The organism is Streptomyces sp. NBC_01276 (genome assembly GCF_041435355.1).
In the GTDB taxonomy this organism is placed as follows: Bacteria; Actinomycetota; Actinomycetes; order Streptomycetales; family Streptomycetaceae; genus Streptomyces.
In genome coordinates, this window is the sequence record NZ_CP108442.1 from 4,787,298 (window position 1) to 4,806,814 (window position 19,517).

Sequence of the window (19,517 nt, forward strand, 5' to 3'; positions counted from 1 at the left end):
CGGGGGACGTGCCGCCCGCCCGGCCGTCGTCGACCGGAAGCGGAACTCTTCGGAAACCTTTGGAACTCTGCCTCGAATCAGAGCGATACGGGGGAAAACGGGCGTTCGGGAGGTAGGGGAAACAGGTGGTGCGAGGCGGTGCCGACGGCGTCCGGGCAGGGTGCGGGTGGGGTGCGCGGCCGGGCCGCGGGCGGCACCCCGCCGCCCCTCCCGGCCGCCGTACGGGCCGCGCCGGGGGGTTCGGCCCGGCGGAGGCGGCGGGGAGACCCTCGCGCGGGGTGGTCCCGAAGATGTGCCAGAGTTGCCACGTCCCGGCGGTGAGCACGTACCGTACGGCGGACAGGCGTGAGCGCCGGGACCGGGACATCGGGAAGGGGCAGCTGGGTTGACCACGCACGCACCGCACGCATCGCATTCGACTCAGGGGCCGCAACCACCGCAAGCGGCCCAAACGGCGCAGTCCGTGACGCTGCCGACCTCGCTCGACGAGGCCGTGGCGGCGCTCACCGCCATGCCCGCGGCCGTGCCCGTGGCGGGCGGCACCGACCTCATGGCCGCCGTCAACGCCGGGCTGCTGCGCCCCGCCGCGCTGGTCGGCCTGGGGCGCATCAACGAGATCCGCGGCTGGCAGTACCAGGACGGGCACGCGCTGCTCGGCGCCGGACTGACGCACGCCCGGATGGGACGGCCGGATTTCGCCGCTCTGATCCCCGCGCTCGCCGCCGCCGCCAGGGCCGCCGGACCGCCGCAGATCCGCAACGCCGGCACCCTCGGCGGGAACATCGCGACGGCCGCGCCGACCGGTGACGCCCTGCCCGTGCTGGCGGCGCTGGAGGCGGTCCTGGTCATCGTCGGCCCCGACGGCTCGCGCGAGATCCCGGTCTCCCACCTGCTCGCCGGGCGCGAGATGCTGCGGCCGGGCGAGCTGATCGGCTTCGTGCGCGTCCCGCTGCTGCACGCGCCGCAGGTCTTCCTGAAGGCCACCGGACGTACGGGGCCCGGCCGCGCGGTGGCGTCCGTGGGGCTGGTGCTGGATCCCGCGCGCCGGGGCGTGCGGTGCGCCATCGGCGCGGTGGCCCCGATGCCGCTGCGGCCGCTGGAGGCCGAGCAGTGGGTGGCCTCGCTGATCGACTGGGACGGGGACCGCAGCCTGGCCCCCGAGGCACTGGAGGCCTTCGGCGAGTACGTCGCGGCCGCCTGCGTGCCCGACCAGGGGGAACCGGTGTCCTCCGGAGTACTGCATCTGCGGCGGACGGTGGCCGTGCTGGCGCGCAGGGCCCTGGGGAGGGCGCTGACCTCATGAGTGAGAACGAGAACGTGAGCGGAACGACGGGGAACGCGGGCGGCGCGGGCAACGGCTGGGGCTGGGAGCCGGTGCCGCAGGGCGGCGAGTACGACTCGGAGGCCACGGCCTTCGTGAAGCTGCCGCAGGACATGCTGGACGCCCTCGACAACGGGGAACCCCTCGCCGCGCCCGGCCACGGGTACGTGCCGCCCCCGATGATCGTGCCGCTGGGCTCGGCCAGTGCGGACCCCAGCGCCACGGGCACCTGGACGATGCCGGTGCAGTGGCCCGAGGCGGGCACGGACCGGGCTCCGGCCGAACCCGCGCCCGCGCGGGGGCCGATCCCGGCTTCCATCCCGCTGCCGCCGTCGGTGGCGGCGGCCTTCCCGGAGCCCGCGGGTGGCGGCGCCGGAGCCGTGAGCGGCGCGGCCGGGGAGCACGACCAGGGGGCGACGGCCGAGTGGCAGTTCCCCGACGCGGTGCACCAGCCCGACGAGCCGACGGCCACCGGGCAGTGGACCCTGCCGACGGTCGGTGAACCGCTGCCGGGTACGGGTGAGTTCCCGGCCGGCGGGTACGCGGGCGACGGGTACGCGGCCGACGGGTACGGGGGCGACGGGTACGGGGCCGACGGGTACGGGGCCGACGGGGGTGCGGGGGCGGCCGGCTGGAGCCAGGCTCCGGCGACCCTGCCCGGCGGTGCGGCGGCCCCGTGGGCGCAGCCCGGGGCGCAGGCCGCCGGCGCCGGTGCGGCGGGCGGCGCCTTCGGGGCCGAGACGCTGATGAGCTCCGGCGTGCTGCCGGGCGAAGGGCCCGGAGCCGACGCGCCGGGACGCGGCCCGAGGGTGCTGGGCGGGCCCGGGGTCGGGACCCCGCTGCCGGACGGCTACGCGCAGCCCGGCCCGGAGCCGGAGGGCGTGCTGCACGCCGCCCCGGACATCGACGCCGCCCACGGCCCGGCGCAGCCGCCGGTCGAGGAGCAGCGGCCGCGCCCGGTGGAGGCCGAGGCGGAGACCGGGCCCGCGGGGCGGCAGGACGAGGGGCTCGGGCAGGAACACGGGTACGAGCACGGGCACGGGCACGGGCAGGAGCGCGGGCAGGAGCGGGGCTTCGCGGAGGCGGCACCGGCCGCCGCTCCCGAACAGGCCGATCCCGATTTCGCTGCTGCTGCCGCTGCCGCTGCCGCTGCCGCTGCCGCTGTCGATCCCGATCCCGCTCCCGATGAGGTTCCCGTCGCCGAAGCGGGGGCCGCGGGCGTGCCGGGTGAGGACACCGCCGACAGCGCTGTCACGCCCCCGGGCGAGGGCGGTGCCGAAGGGGCGCCGGTGCAGGAGGAGACGTACGAGGAAGAGGGACTTCCCGCCGTCGCCCATCACGAGCACCCGGCGGCTTCCTACGTCCTGCGCGTCAACGGCGCCGACCGGCCCGTCACCGGCGCCTGGATCGGCGAATCGCTCCTGTACGTGCTGCGCGAGCGCCTCGGCCTGGCCGGCGCCAAGGACGGCTGCTCGCAGGGCGAGTGCGGAGCCTGCGCGGTGCAGGTCGACGGACGGCTCGTGGCCTCCTGCCTCGTCCCCGCGGCGACGGCGGCGGGCAGCGAGGTCCGCACCGTGGAGGGTCTCGCGACCGGCGGGCAACTGTCGGACGTGCAAGAGGCGTTGTGCAGGTCGGGCGGGGTGCAGTGCGGCTTCTGCGTACCGGGCATGGCCATGACCATCCACGACCTGCTGGAGGGCAACCACGCCCCCAGCGACCTGGAGACCCGGCAGGCGCTGTGCGGCAACCTCTGCCGCTGCTCCGGCTACAAGGGCGTCGTCGAGGCGGTCCGCGAGGTCGTCGCGGAGCGCGAGGCGACGGCGGCCGAGGCCGCGGCGGCGACCGCCGCCGGGGAACCCACCACGGCCGAACCGCGCATCCCGCACCAGGCACCGCCCGGCGAGGGCGGCGTCCACGGCGTCCACGGCGTCCACGGCGGCCCCGGAGCGTACGGAGCCCATGGCGGTCACGACACGCTGGGCGGGGGCGAGGCCCTTCCCGGCGTCCACGACTCGCTCGGCGGCGGTCAGGTCCTGCACGGCGGTCACGACACGCTGGGCGGCGGCCAGGTCTTCCCCGGCGTCCACGACTCGCTCGGCGGCGGTCAGGTCCTGCACGGCGGTCACGACACGCTGGGCGGGGACCAGGTCTTCCCCGGCGCCCAGGACTCCCTGGGCGGCGGTCAGGTCCTGCACGGCGGTCACGACACGCTGGGCGGCGGCCAGGTCTTCCCCGGCGCCCACGACACCTACGGCGCCGGCCAGGGCATCCCCGGCCTCCACGACCCCCAGCACGGCGGCCACGACCCTCACCACGGCGGGCAGCACGTCCAGGGCGGCCACGACACCTACGGCGGCGGCCAGGGCATCCACGGCATCCAGGGCGGCCACGACACCCTCGGCGGCCAGGGCATCCACGGGATCCACCACAACGGAGGCACGGCGTGAGCGGGCAGGACGCGGCCACGGCGACGACCGCCGTCACCACGGTCGGTGCCACGGCGGAAGGGGAACCGACGTCGCCGCGCGTGCGCGGAATCGGCGCTTCCGTCCCCTCGGCGGACGTCCGTGCCAAGACCGAGGGAACTTTCCCGTACGCCGCGGACCTGTGGGCCGAGGGCCTGCTGTGGGCGGCCGTGCTGCGGTCCCCGCACGCCCACGCCCGCATCCTGTCCATCGACACCTCGGCCGCGGCCGAGATGCCCGGCGTCCGCGCCGTGATCACCCACGCCGACGTTCCCGGCGCGACCACGCACGGCCGCCGGATCGCCGACCGGCCGGTGTTCGCCCACGACGTGGTCCGCCACCACGGCGAGGCCATCGCCGCCGTCGCCGCCGACCACCCCGACACGGCACGTCTCGCGGCCGCCGCCATCACGGTCGAGTACGAGCTGCTGGACGCCGTCACGGACCCCGAGCAGTCCTTCGGCGCCGCCCCGCTGCACCCGGACGGCAACCTGATCCGGCACATCCCGCTGCGCTACGGCGACCCCGAGGCGACGGGGGAGGTCGTGGTCGAGGGCCTCTACCGGATCGGCCGCCAGGACCCCGCCCCCATCGGAGCCGAGGCCGGCCTCGCGGTGCCCCGCCCCGACGGCGGGGTGGAGATCTACACCGCCTCCACCGACCCGCACACCGACCGCGACCTCGCCGCCGCCTGCTTCGGGCTCGACCCGGACCGCGTCCGCGTCGTCGTCACCGGCGTGCCCGGCGCGACGGCCGACCGCGAGGACCCCGCGTTCCAGCTCCCGCTCGGGCTGCTCGCGCTGCGCACCGGCTGCCCGGTGAAGCTGGCCGCCACCCGCGAGGAGTCCTTCCTCGGCCACGCCCACCGCCACCCGACGCTGCTGCGCTACCGCCACCACGCGGACGCGGAGGGCCGGCTGGTCAAGGTCGAGGCCCAGATCCTGATGGACGCGGGCGCGTACGCCGACTCCTCCGCGGAATCCCTCGCGGCGGCGGTGGCGTTCGCGTGCGGCCCGTACATCGTCCCGCACGCCTTCGTGGAGGGCTGGGCGGTCCGCACCAACAACCCCCCGTCCGGTCATGTGCGCGGCGAAGGCGCCATGCAGGTCTGCGCGGCCTACGAGGGCCAGATGGACAAGCTCGCCGCCGCCCTCGGCATCGACGGCGCGGAAGTGCGGATGCGCAACGTCCTGTCGACGGGCGACCTCCTGCCCACCGGCCAGACGGTCACCTGCCCGGCCCCGGTCGCCGAACTCCTGCGGTCGGTCCGCGACTTCCCGCTCCCCTCCCTCCCGAAGGACGCCCCGGAGGAGGAGTGGCTGCTGCCCGGCGGCCCCGAGGGCGCGGGCGAACCCGGCGCGGTGCGGCGCGGGGTCGGCTACGGCGTGGGCATGGTCCACATGCTCGGCGCCGAGGGGGCGGACGAGGTCTCCACGGCCACCGTGAAGGTCGTCGGCGGCACGGCCACCGTCATCTGCGCGGCCGTCGACACCGGCCAGGGCTTCGCGACCCTCGCCCGTCAGATCGTCCAGGAGGTCCTCGGCGTGGACGAGGTGGCGATGGCCCCCGTCGACACCGACCAGCCGCCGGCGGGCCCGTCGGCGCACGGCCGCCACACCTGGGTCTCGGGCGGGGCCGTCGAGCGCGCGGCGAAGATGGTCCGTACGCAGCTCCTCCAGCCCATGGCGCACAAGCTGGGCATGTCCACCGAGCTCCTGCAGATCGCGGACGGCCGGATCACGTCGTACGACGGCGCCTTCTCGACGACGGTCGCGGAGGCGATCGAGGGCAAGGAGCTCTGGGCGACGGCCCAGTGCCGCCCCCACCCGACGGAGCCGCTGGGCGCGGACGGCCAGGGCGACGCGTTCGTCGGCCTCGCCTTCTGCGCGATCCGCGCGGTGGTGGACGTCGACATCGAGCTGGGGTCGGTACGCGTCGTGGAACTCGCGGTCGCCCAGGACGTGGGCCGGATCCTCAACCCCCGCCAGCTGGAGGCCCGTATCGAAGCGGGCGTCACCCAGGGCGTGGGCGCGGCGCTGACGGAGAACCTCCGCTCGGTCGCGGGCCTGGTCCGCCACCCCGACCTGACCGGCTACGCCCTCCCGACCTCGCTCGACGCCCCGGCGGTGCGCATCGTCCGGCTGGTGGAGGAGCGCGACGTGGTGGCCCCGTTCGGCGCGAAGGCGGCGAGCGCGGTACCGGTGGTGACCACCCCGGCGGCGATCGCGGCGGCGGTCCGCGCGGCGACGGGACGGCCCGTGAACAGGATCCCGATCCGGCCATCGGCGGCGGTGGCGGCGTCCAACTCGTAACCGTGTGACCCGCATTGCACGTGCAACCCGAGCTTGGGCCTGTCGGCGCCGATCGATAGAGTGATCGGCGGCACCCGGAACGTGCGGGTGCGAACGGGGACGGGGAGCGGCGCCGGAGACGTGCGCCGCGCCCGCGGGGAGACGGGGAAGCGGGGAGGCCGGCGTGGCAGAAGACAACGGGCCGATGCTGTTGGGGAGCAACGTCGGCGCGAGCGTGGCGGACGCCGTCATGAGCCAGGCGAAGGCCCTCCAGGTCGAGTACGAGTCGATGACCGGCTACAAGAAGCTGGTCGACGCCCTCCTGAAGAAGCTCGACGGCTCGGACGCGGACGACAAGAAGCTCGCCCACGGCACCCTGCCGACAGGCACCCTCGGCACGGGTTTCCCGGAGGCCGACTCCCTGTTCAAGGCGTACTCGACGGTCCACTCGGAGCTGCAGAAGCTCTCCCAGGGCCTGGCCGCCCAGATCGAGGCCCTCGGCATCGCGGTCCTGACGGCGGGCAAGGGCTACGCGGGGGTGGACGAGGACACGCAGGCGCGCATGCGGGCCATCATCGTGCAGTCGAAGCAGGACTACGTCCGGGACCGCGACCCGCTGGTCCGCGAGGAGAAGGAAGCCCAGCAAAAGGCCGCGGCCCAGCAGGGCACCCCGGCGCCGAACCCGAGCACGTCGAAGGGCTCTATCTGATGGCGACGGACTTCGAGGGTTACACGCACGAGCAGCTGCTCGCGATGATCGCCTCCCTCGACTCGGAGACGGTCGTCGCACGCGCCACCCAGCTGTCGGGTGCCGCGGTGGTGATCAAGGACATCGGGGAGAGCCTTCGGAAGCACCAGGTCAAGGGCTGGGAGGGCGAGGCGGCCGATGCGTTCCAGACGTGGGTGACCGGGGCGGGCAACGCGACGCTGCGGCTGGCGGATTACAGCGAAGAGGGCAGCAAGTGGCTGACTCACGCGGCCCAGACGATGGTGGAGGTCAAGGCCAACACCCCGAAGTACGACACGTCGGCGGCGGCGAACCTGGCGTCGGCGCACGAGTTCCACAACGACCCGGACGCGCAGCAGATGGGCCGGACGGCACACGCGAAGCTGACCGGTGACCGCCATGAGGCGATCCAGCAGCTGACGAAGCTGGCACAGTCGTACGACACGTCGGCGACCCAGATGAACAAGGCGGAGATCCCGACGTTCCCGCCTCCGCCGAAGAGGTTCGAGCCGACGGGCTACAACGACCTTGAACACGTGAGTCGTTCAGGGAGCGTCGACAGTGGGTCAGGAACAGGCGGCGGTTCCTACCTGCAGTCCTCCTCAAAGGGTGGTGGATCCGTGCACGGGACTGCTGGTGTGCTGGATCGGCCTTCCTTGGGTAGCACCTTGCAGCCGACGGCTGGGCCGATGCCGACCCCGGTGCTTCCGGACCGAGGTGCCGACGTAGGCCTCGATCACGTGGCGATTCTCCCGGACAAGACCCTGACACCCGTCACCGGCTTGCCCGGCGGGGGCGGACCCGCCCTTCCGGGGGGTGGGGGGCCCAGCTCCGTCCCGCCCATGCCGCCCCTGACGCTCCCCCCGACCCGGGGGGTGCCCGGCCCGGTGGGTGGCCCGCTGCCGAGCGTGAGGCCTCCGGGGGGCGGCGTCAGCAGCAGAGTCGGCCTGCCGCCTCGCGATACCGGGATCGTAGGCGGGAAGCCCATTGCCTCCGGCCCCTCCGCTGCCGGGATTCCCCGTGGCACCGTCATCGGTGGGGAAGGCGCACATCCCGGTGGACGGGGGATGGGCAGCCCGATGGGCGGTGGTGTCGGTGGAGGTCCGCCAAGTCCCCGCGGTGGCTTCCCGGTCGGTCGCCGGCTGGCGATGGAGCCGGGTGGCGTTGTCGGTGGTCGCCAGGCGGTTGGAGGCGGCCAGTCGTTCACCCAGGGTGGCTCCGGCCTCGTGCGCAACGGATCAGGACCCGGCACGGCAGGCAGCGGGATGGGCCACGGTGGTGCCGGCGCGTCTACTCCGGGCGGACGGCGTAGGGGCCAGGGGAGCGGACGTCCCGGCTACCTGGCCGAGGACGAAGAGACCTGGCAGGGTGACCGTCGTGTCGTTCCGCCGGTGATCGACTGAGCGGAACGGATGTTGCACGGGATGCGTATGCGCAAGGCGACCTCGGCCGTGGTGGGTCTGCTGCTGGCGGGGGTCGCCGCGACCCCTGCGCATGCGCAGACGATCCGTGAACGGCAGTGGCACCTCGATGCCATGAAGGCAGATGACATCTGGAAGATCACCACGGGCAAGGGAGTCACCATCGCTGTCGTCGACAGTGGTGTAGCGCGAGTTTCCGAACTTGAGGGGCAGGTTCTTCCGGGCAAGGATCTTGCGACATCGCAAGATGGAGATGAGCGCACCGACTACGACAACCACGGCACATCCATGGCCGCGATGATCGCTGGGACTGGAAGACACCCCAGTGGTGACGGAGCGATCGGACTGGCGCCAGGCGCGAAGATCCTCCCGATCCGCGTCCCGATTGAGAACGATGCGACCCACCCTGCCTGGACGCAAGCGATTCGTTACGCGGCAGATTCCGATGCCAAGATCATCAATATTTCCATGGGCACGGACAAGGATGACCCTGCGCGGCTCGACGCGGTGAAATACGCCCTCTCCAAAGGGAAATTGATCTTTGCCAGCGTTGGGAACGACGCAGAAACGCTCAACACCCTCAGATATCCTGCAGCGACTCCTGGGGTTGTGGGTGTCGGGGCGATCGGCCCTGATGGCGGCGCTACCCAGGAGTCGCAGCACGGACCGCAGGTGGACATGGCCGCCCCTGGCATCGATATCTACTCTGCCTGTGTCGGAAAGACGGAAGTATGTGCCAGCCACGGCACCAGCGACGCCTCCGCTCTCGCTTCCGCCTCCGCCGCCCTGCTCTGGTCAGTTCACCCCGACTGGACCAACAACCAGGTCCTCCGGGTCCTGCTGAACACGGCCGGCAAGCCCGCAGACGGTGCCGAGCGGAACGACTACGTCGGCTACGGCGTCGTCCGGCCGCGGATCGCGGTGCCCACTCCCGGGGACCCGGGGCCCCGGGACGTGTACCCGCTTCCCGACCTGGCGGCGGCGGATGCCGCGAAGAAGCCAGCGGCTCCGCCGGCCGGCTCGAAGCCCGCACCGCAGGCGAAGGCCGCCGAGCGCGAGGGCGACGGCAGCAGCCTGCCCTGGATCGCCCTGGGGCTGGGTGCCTGCGTCGTCATCGGCGGGGCTGTCACCGCGGTCGTCGTGCGACGCAACCGCTGCTGAGGGGCCTCCATGAGGCCGAGGCCTTGAACTCACTCCTGTTCCGAGCACGTCGAAGGGCTCTGTCTGATGGCGACGGACTTCGAGGGTTACACGCACGAGCAGCTGCTCGCGATGATCGCCTCCCTCGACTCGGAGACGGTCGTCGCACGCGCCACCCAGCTGTCGGGTGCCGCGGTGGTGATCAAGGACATCGGGGAGAGCCTTCGGAAGCACCAGGTCAAGGGCTGGGAGGGCGAGGCGGCCGATGCGTTCCAGACGTGGGTGACCGGGGCGGGCAACGCGACGCTGCGGCTGGCGGATTACAGCGAAGAGGGCAGCAAGTGGCTGACTCACGCGGCCCAGACGATGGTGGAGGTCAAGGCCAACACCCCGAAGTACGACACGTCGGCGGCGGCGAACCTGGCGTCGGCGCACGAGTTCCACAACGACCCGGACGCGCAGCAGATGGGCCGGACGGCACACGCGAAGCTGACCGGTGACCGCCATGAGGCGATCCAGCAGCTGACGAAGCTGGCGCAGTCGTACGACACATCGGCGACCCAGATGAACAAGGCGGAGGCCCCTACCTTCCCGCCACCGCCACCGGAGTTCGCCCCGGATGAACGAGATCGCAGTTCCGCCATCGCGCGTCCGAGCGGTGCGACGGGGCGCGAGTCCTACTCCGAAAGCTCGTCGTATACGCCATCGACGCCCAGCGCAGGGCAGGCCCCTGAGCCGGGTGTCGTGACTGGTGGCCTGCCGCAATGGGGCGGCGCCACACCTTCAGCGGCCGGGGGTATGCCCACACCTTCACCAGTCCCGCCGGATCGGGACGTGAGCGTGGGCCTCAACCAAGTCGCGACGCTGCCGGACAGGACCTTGCCTTCGGTACCGGCTGCGCCTGGTGTTGGGCCTGTCGGTCCGGGGAGTGGCAACACCAATCCCGTAGGCCTCGTTCCACCTCTGGCGTTCCCCCCGACGACAGGTCTGAAGGTGCCCGATGGTGGCCCCATGCCCAGCGCTAGGCCTCCGAGCGCCATTGGCGGCAGCAAGGTCGTAGGGCCGCCCCCGCGGGACGCGGGCATCGTGGGTGGTCGGCCGATTTCTCCTGGCACGCCTGGAGCGGCCATCCCGCGAGGTACCGTCATCGGCGCGGAAGGCGCGCCCCCTGCCGGCCGAGGCATGCCTGGCTCGATGGGCGGTGGACTCGGTGGCCCGCACGGGCCGTCAGGTGGTTCGCCGGTCGGCCGTCGGTTGGCCATGGAGCCAGGCGGCATCATCGGAGGTCGACAGCCCGCTGTGGGTGGTCGACCGGCCACGGACGGGCAGCCGTTCACTCAGGGCGGTTCCGGACTCGTCCGCAACCCCGGCGGGATGGGCCACGCCGGCGCAGGGATTCATAACCCGAGTATGCGGCGTGGAGAGCAAGTGGGTGCACGCCCTGACTACCTGGCTGAGGACGAAGAGACCTGGCAGGGTGACCGGCGGGTCGTTCCGCCAGTGATCGACTGAATAGAAGGGATGTTGCACGGGATGCGTATGCGCAAGACGACCTCGACCCTGGTGGGTTTGGTGCTGGCTGGGGTCGCGGCGACCCCAGCTCATGCGCAGACGATCCGTGAGCAGCAGTGGCACCTCGATGCCATGAAGGCAGACGACATCTGGAAGACCAGTACGGGCAAGGGCATCACCGTCGCGGTCATCGACAGCGGGGTCGAGCGCATTCCCGAGCTCGATGGTCAAGTTCTCCCCGGCAAGGACTTTGCGGAGGGGTACAAAGGTGACGAACGCACGGGCTACAACACCCATGGCACTTCGATGGCGGCTTTGATCGCTGGCTCGGGTCGGCATCCCAGTGGCGACGGAGCGTTTGGGCTGGCACCAGGCGCGAAGATTCTCCCCATTCGAGTTCCGGATGAGATGAGTGCTTCGACTCCGTCTTGGGTTGACGCCATCAGGTATGCGGCGGAATCGGACGCAAAGGTCATTAATATTTCCCTTGGGGTTGAAGGCTCACCCAAGGATGACGAGGCGCGTGCTTCGGTCGTCAAATACGCACTATCCAAGGGGAAATTGATCTTCGCTGCTGTGGGTAACGATGGCGACACGACCAATAAGTTGGAGTATCCAGGTGCCACACCCGGAGTCGTAGGTGTGGGCGCTGTGGGCGCTGACGGTGGTGCGACGAAGGAGTCTCAGCACGGTCCGCAAGTCGACATGGCGGCCCCTGGCATCGGCATCATCACGGCCTGCGCGAGAGAGACAGGGCTCTGTACCAGCGAAGGCACCAGCGACGCCACCGCCCTAGCCTCTGCCTCCGCCGCCCTGCTCTGGTCGGTCCACCCCGACTGGACCAACAACCAGGTCCTCCGGGTCCTGCTGAACACCGCTGGCAAGCCCGCGGACGGTGCCGAGCGGAACGACTACGTCGGGTACGGCGTCGTCCGGCCGCGGATCGCGGTGCCCACGCCCGGGGACCCGGGGCCCGCAGACGTGTTTCCGCTGCCCGATCTGGCGGCGGCCGGCACCGCTGGCGGGAAAACGGCTGAAACTGGCGCGTCCAAGCCCGTACCGTTGCCCGAGGCAGGCGTTAAAAAGAGTGACGGCAGTAGCCTTCCGTGGATCGCCCTCGGGCTGGGTGCCTGCGTCGTCATCGGCGGGGCCGTTACCGCCGTCGCCGTACGTCGCAACCGCCGCTGAACCGAACAGACCGCACTGCCCCTGGAGGCCCGGATGTCGTTCGACGAGGAATGGGCCGCCGCGCGCACCACGGCAGCGGCCAACGTTTCCATGCGGCTCAACCAGGCCCCGGCCGCCGGCGGTCAGGACCTCGAACTCAACCAGGACCACATCGGCGCCGTCGGCACCGAGGCGCACACGCTGCACTCCCGCCTCCAGACCGACGGCAAGCACGCCGCCACCGCCACCGCCGAAGCGGCCGGCGCGCTCGGCAGGGAGGGCTTCGCGAGCGGGGCGGCCCTGACGAAGCTCAACTCCCGTTGGGAGAGCCAGGTGAAAACCCTCGTCGCCGCCTGCGCGCAGATCTCCAATGGGCTGAACTACTCCCTCTCCTCGCACAACAAGGAAGAGCAGCAGCTCTACGCCGAGTTCACGACCTCGAAGCTCGACGAATACCTCAAGTAGGCGGCGCCCGTGCTGACGTACGAGAACGTGCTCAACGCCCCCGTCGACAAGCTCCAGACGGCGGCCACCGACTGGCAGGCCATGGTCGCGAAGCTGGAGGAGCTGGCGGAGACGGCCCGCAACGGCATGAAGGCCAAGGCCGACAAGGCCGAGTGGAGCGGGGTCACCGCCGGGGTGGCGCGGCCGTTCGTGGCGAAGACGGCCAAGGAGTTCGAGGACGCCGCCAAGGAGGCCAAGGGCATCCAACTGCTCCTCGCCGAAGCGCACACCTCCTTCGAAGCCGCCCGCGAGCAGCTGAAAAAGCTGGCCCAGGACGCGCCTGCGGCCGGATTCAGGATTGATGAGGCCGGCAGGGTCTCCGCCTTGCCTCTGGCGACCGACGCCGAGCGGTACGCGGCCCGGCACGACCCCGACTACCAGGAGTCCGTCCGCAAGAACCGGGATCTGTGGCAGGAGCGCGTCAAAAGGGCCGTCGAGGATGCGCAGGACGCCGACGACTCCTTGGTCCGTGCGCTGCAGGCCAACCTTGCGGAAGACCACAATTTCAGCGCGCCGAGATTCGAGACGCTGGACGCTGAGCAGGTCGCTCGGGCCGCCGACCTGATGAAGAAGGTCACCGGCGAGGGCGGGACGGCACGCAACGTTGAGGCTCTGCGGGAGCTGCAGGACCTGCTCGACGACAACCGAGAGGACCCCGAGTTCGCGACGGGCTTCTACCGGGTAATCGGGCCGGACGCCACGTTGGAGATGTACGCCAAGCTGTCGTTGGACGCCTCCAGCCTGGGCCAGCCCGGCCGGGACCGTCAGTTCATTGTGGCGGACATCCAGAGCGACATGGGCGCCATGCTCGGTCTCGCGACCCACAAGGATGTCCCTAACCACCTTGATGCCGCGTGGACCACCGCGTTGATGAAGGCCGGTCACAAGGAGATTGACGTGCCCGGCGGGTTCACGAAGGTGTACGGCTACCAGGCGCTCGGCGCGTTGATGCGCGAGGGGAAGTACGAGACGGAGTTCCTGACATCGGTCGGCCGTGACATGGTCGCGATGGACCGTAAGGACCCGAAGATCTGGGAATACAACGCACCGCCTGACCCGGGTATGGCGCTCAACCAGGGCACGGGCGGCGGCCGAGGCTTTTACCCGCTGACAGGGCTGATGACGGCCCTTGGCAACAACCCGGACGCGGCCACGGCATTCTTCAACGAGCCGGTCCGCGAGGACAGCAACCACGACGGCATCGTCACTACTGCGGACAAGGCGATCGGCGGCCCCTATGGCAAATCCCAGGGGACGGTCGATTACATGCTCGACAAGAAGCCGTACGTGGACGGGTTCGACACGGCCAGATACGGAGATCTCCACCCAGCGCAGCAGGCCGTGGGGGACGCACTCATGGCTGCGGTCTCCCACCGCAGCCCGGGCGACGAGGGCTCAGCGCCGGTGCCGCACACCAAGGAGATGGCGGCCGTCATGGAACGAATCGTCGAGAAGATCGGCGACAAGCCCGAGCTGGTGGTGGCCAAGCCGGGTGAGGACGAGGGCCCGCTCAAGGGTCTGTCCGGGCACTTCGGCCAGATGGCTGCCGAGTACATGCCGGACATCCAGGCCGCGGCGGAGAACGGCAGCCACCAGATCAAGGCCAATGGCGAGATGGCAGTGTTCCACAAGGCAGACATGGCGGCGTTCATCGGCGTCGTGGGCCAGGACCCCGATGCCTATGGCGCCATCACCAACTCGCAGCGGGCCTTCACTACCGCGCTCGTCAACGATGTCGTGGCGCACCGGGGTGAGTACGAGGACGTGGATGCTGCGATCAAGAGCGCCGTGCACCCAGGTGGACAGATTGCGGGGATCCTGTCAGAGGCGCGGGCCGAGGGTGCGTTTGCCGAGAACGGTCACAAGCAGGAGGAATACGTCAAGGGCGTTGAAGACAATGCCAAGTGGATCAACCGTGGCATCAACGCAGCGGGCGTGAAGTACATCGAATTGGTGCCGGGAGCCGGCGACGTCGTGGAGTGGCTTCAAGAGGACATTACGGAGAGCGTGGTCGAGCGGGCGAAGAAGGACCAGGCGGAGAAGACGGGGGAACTCGATCACAAGGCAGTTATCGACTACACGAACGCACAAATGGAAGCCGGCATGTCCGCGGCGCAGTCGGTGCGCCATGCCCTACGGGGGAGCGGAATGAACGAGCGAAGCATCGACGCCCTCGCGGGGGTGGCCTCGACGGAGACGGCGAACGCGCACGCGGTAGGGCGCGGCCAAGTCGTGACCTCGAATGGCGGCTCCTGATGCGCGCCACGTGTGCCAGGCGCGTTCCGCGTGTGTGCGTGGTCACGCTCGCATCGGTATTCGTGTTGGCCGGCTGCGGCGAGGAGGAGAGGCCGGTGGCGCGGCAGTTGGCCGAGCACACCTGTTTCGGTATTTTCACGCCGTCCGACCTCGAACCACTGATGGGTGCGGGTGAGACCGTGAAGGAGGTCTCGCCGGTGGACGTGAGGCTGACTTCTGCGCGTCGCGGGGCGACGTGCAACGTCTACGTCGATGGCAAGGGGCGGTTCATAGCCTCCGCCACACGGCAGCCCCTGGAGCAGAGCTTTCCCTGGAACACGGTCGGGACCGCGCCGGCCCCGGAACCGTTGGCGCTCGGGGACAAGGGCATCGTGTGGGACGCGGGAGCCAGGGTTGTCCTCGCCTGCAAGGGATCCCAGGACTCGTTCGGGCTAGAGCTCATGATCGGCGGGTCCGTGGAGCATGTCGCGTCGGCCGAGCGGCGTCCGCTGTTCACGGGGCTCATGAAGAAGTTCGTGGAGGCTGCCCGTGAGCAGACCGCTTGCGGAGTGTGAAGACTTCCCGCAGACGCCCCCGCCCGCCCGGGGTGGTGCGTTCCGGGCGGGCGGCCCTCCGTGGAAGCCGTGACCGGAATCGAACCGGCGTAACTCGCTTTGCAGGTTTGTCCGTGCTGGCCGGCGGGCGGGTCGTTGTCGTTCAACCCCGTTCGTTTCCGTACTCCCACCCGGACTGTGGACCGTTGTGAACGGCTTCGGACGGGGGTGAACGAGACGGAAACTGAGACGGAGTACCGTCAGGCTGGCCTGCGCTTCCATCCCCGCAGACGTCAGGAGCGAGGGTCGTCCAGGGCCGCGATCACAGCTGCCGGATCACCGTCGTACAAGACGTGTTGTTCGTCTGCTGCTGGGGGGACGAACCGCGTGCGGTACCGCTGTAGGTCGCTTTCGGAGAAGTAGATTGAGTTGGGATCGTCGGCGTGGAACTCGTTGCGCTTGTTGATCCTCGCCCACAGCTCGTCATGGCTAGCGGCAAGGTAAACGAGCACGGGCGTTGCGCCCGCATCCGCAGCGATCGCACGCCACTTCGCCCGGTCTTCCGGCGTCCAGAAACCGTGATCCACCACGACATCGTGGCCAGCCCTGAGCTGCTTCCGCAGATCGGCAGCCACGTCTTCGAGGACGGGGCGCTCAAGGGTGGGGAAGACACCCCGGGGGAAGTCCACCCCGTAGACGCCGTGTCGGCGGAACATCTCTTCGTCCGGGCACAGCCGTACGAAGCCGCGAGCGGTGAGAGTGCGGGAGAGGGTCGTCTTGCCAGAGCCGGGTAGGCCGGCCATCAGGACACAGACCGTCACGCGGTCACCTCTGATTCCGTTCGCCATGTCCGGCCAGGGCCTCCGAGGTCCACGCCGTACTCAACGATGTTGCCCTCACTGTCCACGAACTTGGCCGTCATCACGACTACCGGGTCCGTCGGCGGGTTGTCGAGGTCCAGCTCCAAGAGCTGTGCGTACTCGGGAGTCAGTGGGCGGGCGGAAGCGGTGTCGATACGGTGGCTGATCGGGTGGCCGGTCGCCTGGGCAATGAGCTGAAGTGACGTGCCCCCCGTCAGGCGCGCGCTCTCTGCGAGCTGGGGGATCAGCTTCCCGTACCGAGCCGGAATCCATGACGTGCTGTGAGCGACGATGCCGTGTCGGTCCCGGTATACGCGGCTACGGCGAACCACGTCTGAGCCGGGCTTGATGTCCAGGGCTTGCGCCACGTCGTCGGGCGCGGGTACCACGGCCGCCTGGTGCGAGTCGGACCGCTCGCCTGCCCCCCAGCTCGACCCGGTGCGGCGGCCCCGGTCCTGCCGCTGGGACCCCGACGACATAGGGGCCGGCTGGTCGAGCACTTCGGTCCCGATGCCGTGGATGCCACGGACAAGCCCCTCGTTGCGCAGCTTGCGCAGGGCCTTTTCCGCCGTCGCCGTGCTGACTTTCCACTCTTCCGACATGTTCTTGATGCTCGGCAAGAGGGTCCCCGGCTGGAGCTGACCGGACGTAATCAGCTCTGCGTAGTGGGCGGCAATCCTCGCGTAAGGCGCCCGATTGTCGGCCTGGCCTGCCATGTTTTCCGCTCCTCGCGACGACTTCCCTGGGGTTCCCTAGCTTACCGCTTGACACCGCAGGGAACCCTAGGGAACCTTAGGGATGTCCCCGCCGGTCGGTTCGCCGGACGGTAGGGGGCGGGACCTCAATGTGCCCTGAGTCATGGGCCGTTCGGGGTCAAGGGGCCCGGGACAGAGCGGGCCGAGGGCGCACACCGGACCCTGGTCATTCCGGAGGGCTTAGACCGAAAGGTCACGTCTCCATACGCCTTCGCCAGGCATGGCGGCTCTACCTCATACGGGAGCCGCATCCCTGAAGGAGACAGCGCACCAACCGAACCAGCTCTGGAGGTTGTTGTGCACCAACGAAGACTCCTGGCGCCCGTCGTGCTGGACCGGCACAACGGGCCGCCCTCCGCGTCATCCCCTGAGCCGCCGCGACAACGCACCGGGATAGCCGGTGATCCGCAGCTCAGGGCCGCAGCCTCAGGCTGCGGCGGCTGCCTCCTCCGCACGTCCAGCGCTTCGGCGCTCTACGTGCGGGGCCGAGGGGAGCTGGCAGATCCACTCCGCCCCAACGCAGTGCAGCCCCCGGCGCTCGAACGCCGGGGGCTGCTGAGTCCCGTTCCTCTCTCGAAGGAGCAAGACCCATGAAGTCCATCGCTGCACTTCAGAACCTCGTTACCCCGTGGTCTGACGGCTTGGAGCCGTCGGACGCGGAGCTGGACGCCATCGAGATCGAGCTGCCGCTGATCCTGGCGGAGGTCGACCTCCTCGACGCCCTGATCACGATGCTGGACCGACCCGCGTCCGAGTTCGACGCCCGCCGGATCCGCCGGGCCCGCAACCGGGTCCTGGCGGCCCGGCGCGACCTGACCAACCGCACCGCCGACACCAGCATGCCGGGAGATGCGGCATGAGCAAGCAGATCTTCCGTGCGCAGCTGTCGCTGCGCTGCTGCGGTACGAGTGCGCCGGAGCGGACGGCCGGCCCGTGCTGGCAGCTGTACGTGGCCCAGTTCGGTCTGGTCAGCGAGTGGCCCACCTTCACGTGGCCGACGTCGGCCGTGATCCCGACCGTCGAGGCGCGCCAGGCGGCCCTGGCCTACCTCGGGTTCACGCTCGTCGAGGACGGCGAGTGGGAGTGGACGGAGCACACCGGTCCGGACTACCACCCGCACCCGGTACGCGTCCTTCTGCTGGGCGCGGTCAAGGTCCGGCAGCTGGGAAGCGGGTCGGTATGAACGCCGTTCACGTCGGTTCAGCGGAACGCGCGCTGGCCGTGGGTACGTGGCTGATCGTCGGGGGAGCGATGCTCTACTCCGTCCTGACGGTCACGCCGCTTATGGCCGACCACACCCCCGCTGCCTGGCGGTGGACGGCCCCGATCCTGCCGCTCGTCGTGGACGCGGCGGTGGTCATCGTGGTCCGCCTCGACTCGGTCCTGGCCCGCCTCGGCGGGCACGGCGGGGCCTGGCCGGTCGCGCTCCGCTGGATGACCGGTGCCATGACCCTAGCTCTGAATATCGGCGCGTCCGCGCTGGTCGGGGACCTGGTCGGGGTCGCGGTCCACGCCGTCGCCCCGCTCCTCCTCATCGTCACCGCCGAGGCTGGACTCGCCTACCGGCGGGCCATCACCGCCGCCGTACGCGGGCTGGAAGAGCGAGACCGGGCAGAACGCCAGGCCCGGGAGAAGGCGGCCGAGGACCGGGAGGAAGCCCGTCAGCAGCGGGTGCGTGAACGCCGTGAGCATGAGGCGGCCCTGGTCCGTGAACAGCGTGAACACGAGGCCCGGCTGATCCGCGAAGAGGCCGACCGGCAGGATCGGATCCGGCGTGAGAACCAGGAGCGCGTCGACGCTGCCGCAGCTGCTGAGCGGGAGGCCCGTGAACGCCGTGAACGCGAGCGTGAACAGGCCCAGGCCGAGCGTGAACGCCTTGAACGCCAGGCCGCGCAGCAGCTGGAGCTGGAGGCCCGGCAGAAGGCTGACCGGGACCGTAAGGAGCGTGCCGCCCAGGCCGAGCGTGAACGCCGTGAACAGCTGCGTGAACAGGAGCGCCTGGAGCGTGAACGCGCCGCGCTGCTGTCCGCCGGACCGCCGGCCGTGAAGCTCCCCGAGGACCGTGCCCGCACGGTCGTCCGGGCCGCGTTCGACGCTGGGCTGGCCGTGCGGGTGGCCGCCGAGCTGACCGGCTGGTCCGTCGGCTGGGCCTCCGCCCGCTACCAGGAACTCCGCGACGCGACCGCGACCGCTGCCCCGGCCCGCGGCTGATGGGCACGCTGCCCGTCTACCGGTGGCGCCTGGCTCCCGACGGGCTGGCCACCCGCCGCCAGCTCCGAGCCGCCGGACTCCGGCCCGGCGGCCAGGACGTCGTCGCCCAGCTGGAGCGGCCCCGCCGAAAGCGGGGGCCGCTGGTCGCCTTCCTCTACCGGCTCGACCTCGCCAAGCCAGTCCGGCCCATGACCCCGGCCCGGCGGGCGGCTCTCGCCAAGGCGAACGCCGCCCGCCGCCGGTGCCCGGCCTGCCGGGCCGATGCCGGGTACGTGATCCCGGCCTCGCTCGGCATGTGCGTGCCCTGCCACGACGTCCCCGAACAGCGTGCCGCCTGAACCTCCCGCCCGTCTG

At 70.7% G+C, this 19,517-nt stretch carries 17 protein-coding genes; 15 read left to right on the forward strand and 2 right to left on the reverse strand.

Annotated features, from left to right (window positions below):
- The first annotated feature begins 385 nt into the window (after positions 1 to 385).
- From OG295_RS21425 to OG295_RS21475, 11 genes are all read left to right on the forward strand, one after another.
- Positions 386 to 1,303 carry a xanthine dehydrogenase family protein subunit M gene (locus OG295_RS21425; RefSeq protein WP_371678329.1) on the forward strand — a complete coding sequence of 306 codons (918 nt, stop codon included), beginning with the start codon at positions 386 to 388 and terminating at the stop codon, positions 1,301 to 1,303.
- Positions 1,300 to 3,768: a 2Fe-2S iron-sulfur cluster-binding protein gene (locus OG295_RS21430; protein WP_371678330.1), complete on the forward strand. Its 2,469-nt coding sequence runs from the start codon at positions 1,300 to 1,302 to the stop codon at positions 3,766 to 3,768. The genes OG295_RS21425 and OG295_RS21430 overlap by 4 nt, the downstream gene beginning before the upstream one ends.
- Positions 3,765 to 6,098 (forward strand): xanthine dehydrogenase family protein molybdopterin-binding subunit, encoded by a 2,334-nt coding sequence (locus tag OG295_RS21435; protein WP_371678331.1) that lies wholly within the window; start codon positions 3,765 to 3,767, stop codon positions 6,096 to 6,098. Before OG295_RS21430 ends, OG295_RS21435 begins: the two co-directional genes overlap by 4 nt.
- A 163-nt stretch (positions 6,099 to 6,261) precedes the next feature.
- Positions 6,262 to 6,786: a DUF2563 family protein gene (locus tag OG295_RS21440; RefSeq protein ID WP_371678332.1), complete on the forward strand. Its 525-nt coding sequence runs from the start codon at positions 6,262 to 6,264 to the stop codon at positions 6,784 to 6,786.
- Positions 6,786 to 8,207, forward strand: coding sequence for a WXG100 family type VII secretion target (locus tag OG295_RS21445; protein ID WP_371678333.1), 1,422 nt, complete (start codon positions 6,786 to 6,788; stop codon positions 8,205 to 8,207). The genes OG295_RS21440 and OG295_RS21445 overlap by 1 nt, the downstream gene beginning before the upstream one ends.
- A gap of 21 nt (positions 8,208 to 8,228) precedes the next feature.
- Entirely contained in the window at positions 8,229 to 9,386 is a 1,158-nt protein-coding gene (gene mycP / locus OG295_RS21450) for a type VII secretion-associated serine protease mycosin (RefSeq protein ID WP_371678334.1), read from the forward strand.
- A gap of 66 nt (positions 9,387 to 9,452) precedes the next feature.
- A complete protein-coding gene (locus OG295_RS21455) occupies positions 9,453 to 10,877 on the forward strand; it encodes a hypothetical protein (protein ID WP_371678335.1) in 1,425 nt (474 codons plus the stop codon).
- A gap of 27 nt (positions 10,878 to 10,904) precedes the next feature.
- The gene (gene mycP, locus OG295_RS21460) at positions 10,905 to 12,065 is read left to right on the forward strand and encodes a type VII secretion-associated serine protease mycosin (protein ID WP_371678336.1); all 1,161 of its coding nucleotides are present in this window, start codon (positions 10,905 to 10,907) and stop codon (positions 12,063 to 12,065) included.
- Positions 12,066 to 12,098: 33 nt separating this feature from the next.
- Positions 12,099 to 12,509: a hypothetical protein gene (locus tag OG295_RS21465; RefSeq protein ID WP_371678337.1), complete on the forward strand. Its 411-nt coding sequence runs from the start codon at positions 12,099 to 12,101 to the stop codon at positions 12,507 to 12,509.
- A gap of 9 nt (positions 12,510 to 12,518) precedes the next feature.
- Entirely contained in the window at positions 12,519 to 14,804 is a 2,286-nt protein-coding gene (locus OG295_RS21470; RefSeq protein ID WP_371678338.1) for a hypothetical protein, read from the forward strand.
- Between the two features lie 38 nt (positions 14,805 to 14,842).
- Positions 14,843 to 15,358, forward strand: coding sequence for a hypothetical protein (locus OG295_RS21475; RefSeq protein WP_371678339.1), 516 nt, complete (start codon positions 14,843 to 14,845; stop codon positions 15,356 to 15,358).
- A gap of 272 nt (positions 15,359 to 15,630) precedes the next feature.
- Here the strand turns inward: OG295_RS21475 and OG295_RS21480 are convergent, their stop codons facing one another.
- Both OG295_RS21480 and OG295_RS21485 read right to left on the reverse strand, forming a co-directional pair.
- A complete protein-coding gene (locus OG295_RS21480) occupies positions 15,631 to 16,158 on the reverse strand; it encodes an AAA family ATPase (RefSeq protein WP_371678340.1) in 528 nt (175 codons plus the stop codon).
- Positions 16,155 to 16,913 (reverse strand): GntR family transcriptional regulator, encoded by a 759-nt coding sequence (locus tag OG295_RS21485; protein WP_371678341.1) that lies wholly within the window; start codon positions 16,911 to 16,913, stop codon positions 16,155 to 16,157. Before OG295_RS21485 ends, OG295_RS21480 begins: the two co-directional genes overlap by 4 nt.
- A gap of 629 nt (positions 16,914 to 17,542) precedes the next feature.
- Here OG295_RS21485 and OG295_RS21490 point away from each other — a divergent pair.
- Genes OG295_RS21490 through OG295_RS21505 form a run of 4 tightly spaced genes read left to right on the forward strand, consistent with a single transcriptional unit; the run spans position 17,543 to position 19,501 of the window.
- A complete protein-coding gene (locus tag OG295_RS21490) occupies positions 17,543 to 17,812 on the forward strand; it encodes a DUF6284 family protein (protein WP_371678342.1) in 270 nt (89 codons plus the stop codon).
- Positions 17,809 to 18,135, forward strand: a complete 327-nt coding sequence (locus OG295_RS21495) for a DUF6303 family protein (protein WP_371678343.1) — start codon at positions 17,809 to 17,811, stop codon at positions 18,133 to 18,135. Before OG295_RS21490 ends, OG295_RS21495 begins: the two co-directional genes overlap by 4 nt.
- Positions 18,132 to 19,163 (forward strand): DUF2637 domain-containing protein, encoded by a 1,032-nt coding sequence (locus OG295_RS21500; protein WP_371678344.1) that lies wholly within the window; start codon positions 18,132 to 18,134, stop codon positions 19,161 to 19,163. Before OG295_RS21495 ends, OG295_RS21500 begins: the two co-directional genes overlap by 4 nt.
- The gene (locus OG295_RS21505; protein ID WP_371678345.1) at positions 19,163 to 19,501 is read left to right on the forward strand and encodes an RRQRL motif-containing zinc-binding protein; all 339 of its coding nucleotides are present in this window, start codon (positions 19,163 to 19,165) and stop codon (positions 19,499 to 19,501) included. Before OG295_RS21500 ends, OG295_RS21505 begins: the two co-directional genes overlap by 1 nt.
- Positions 19,502 to 19,517 lie beyond the last annotated feature (16 nt).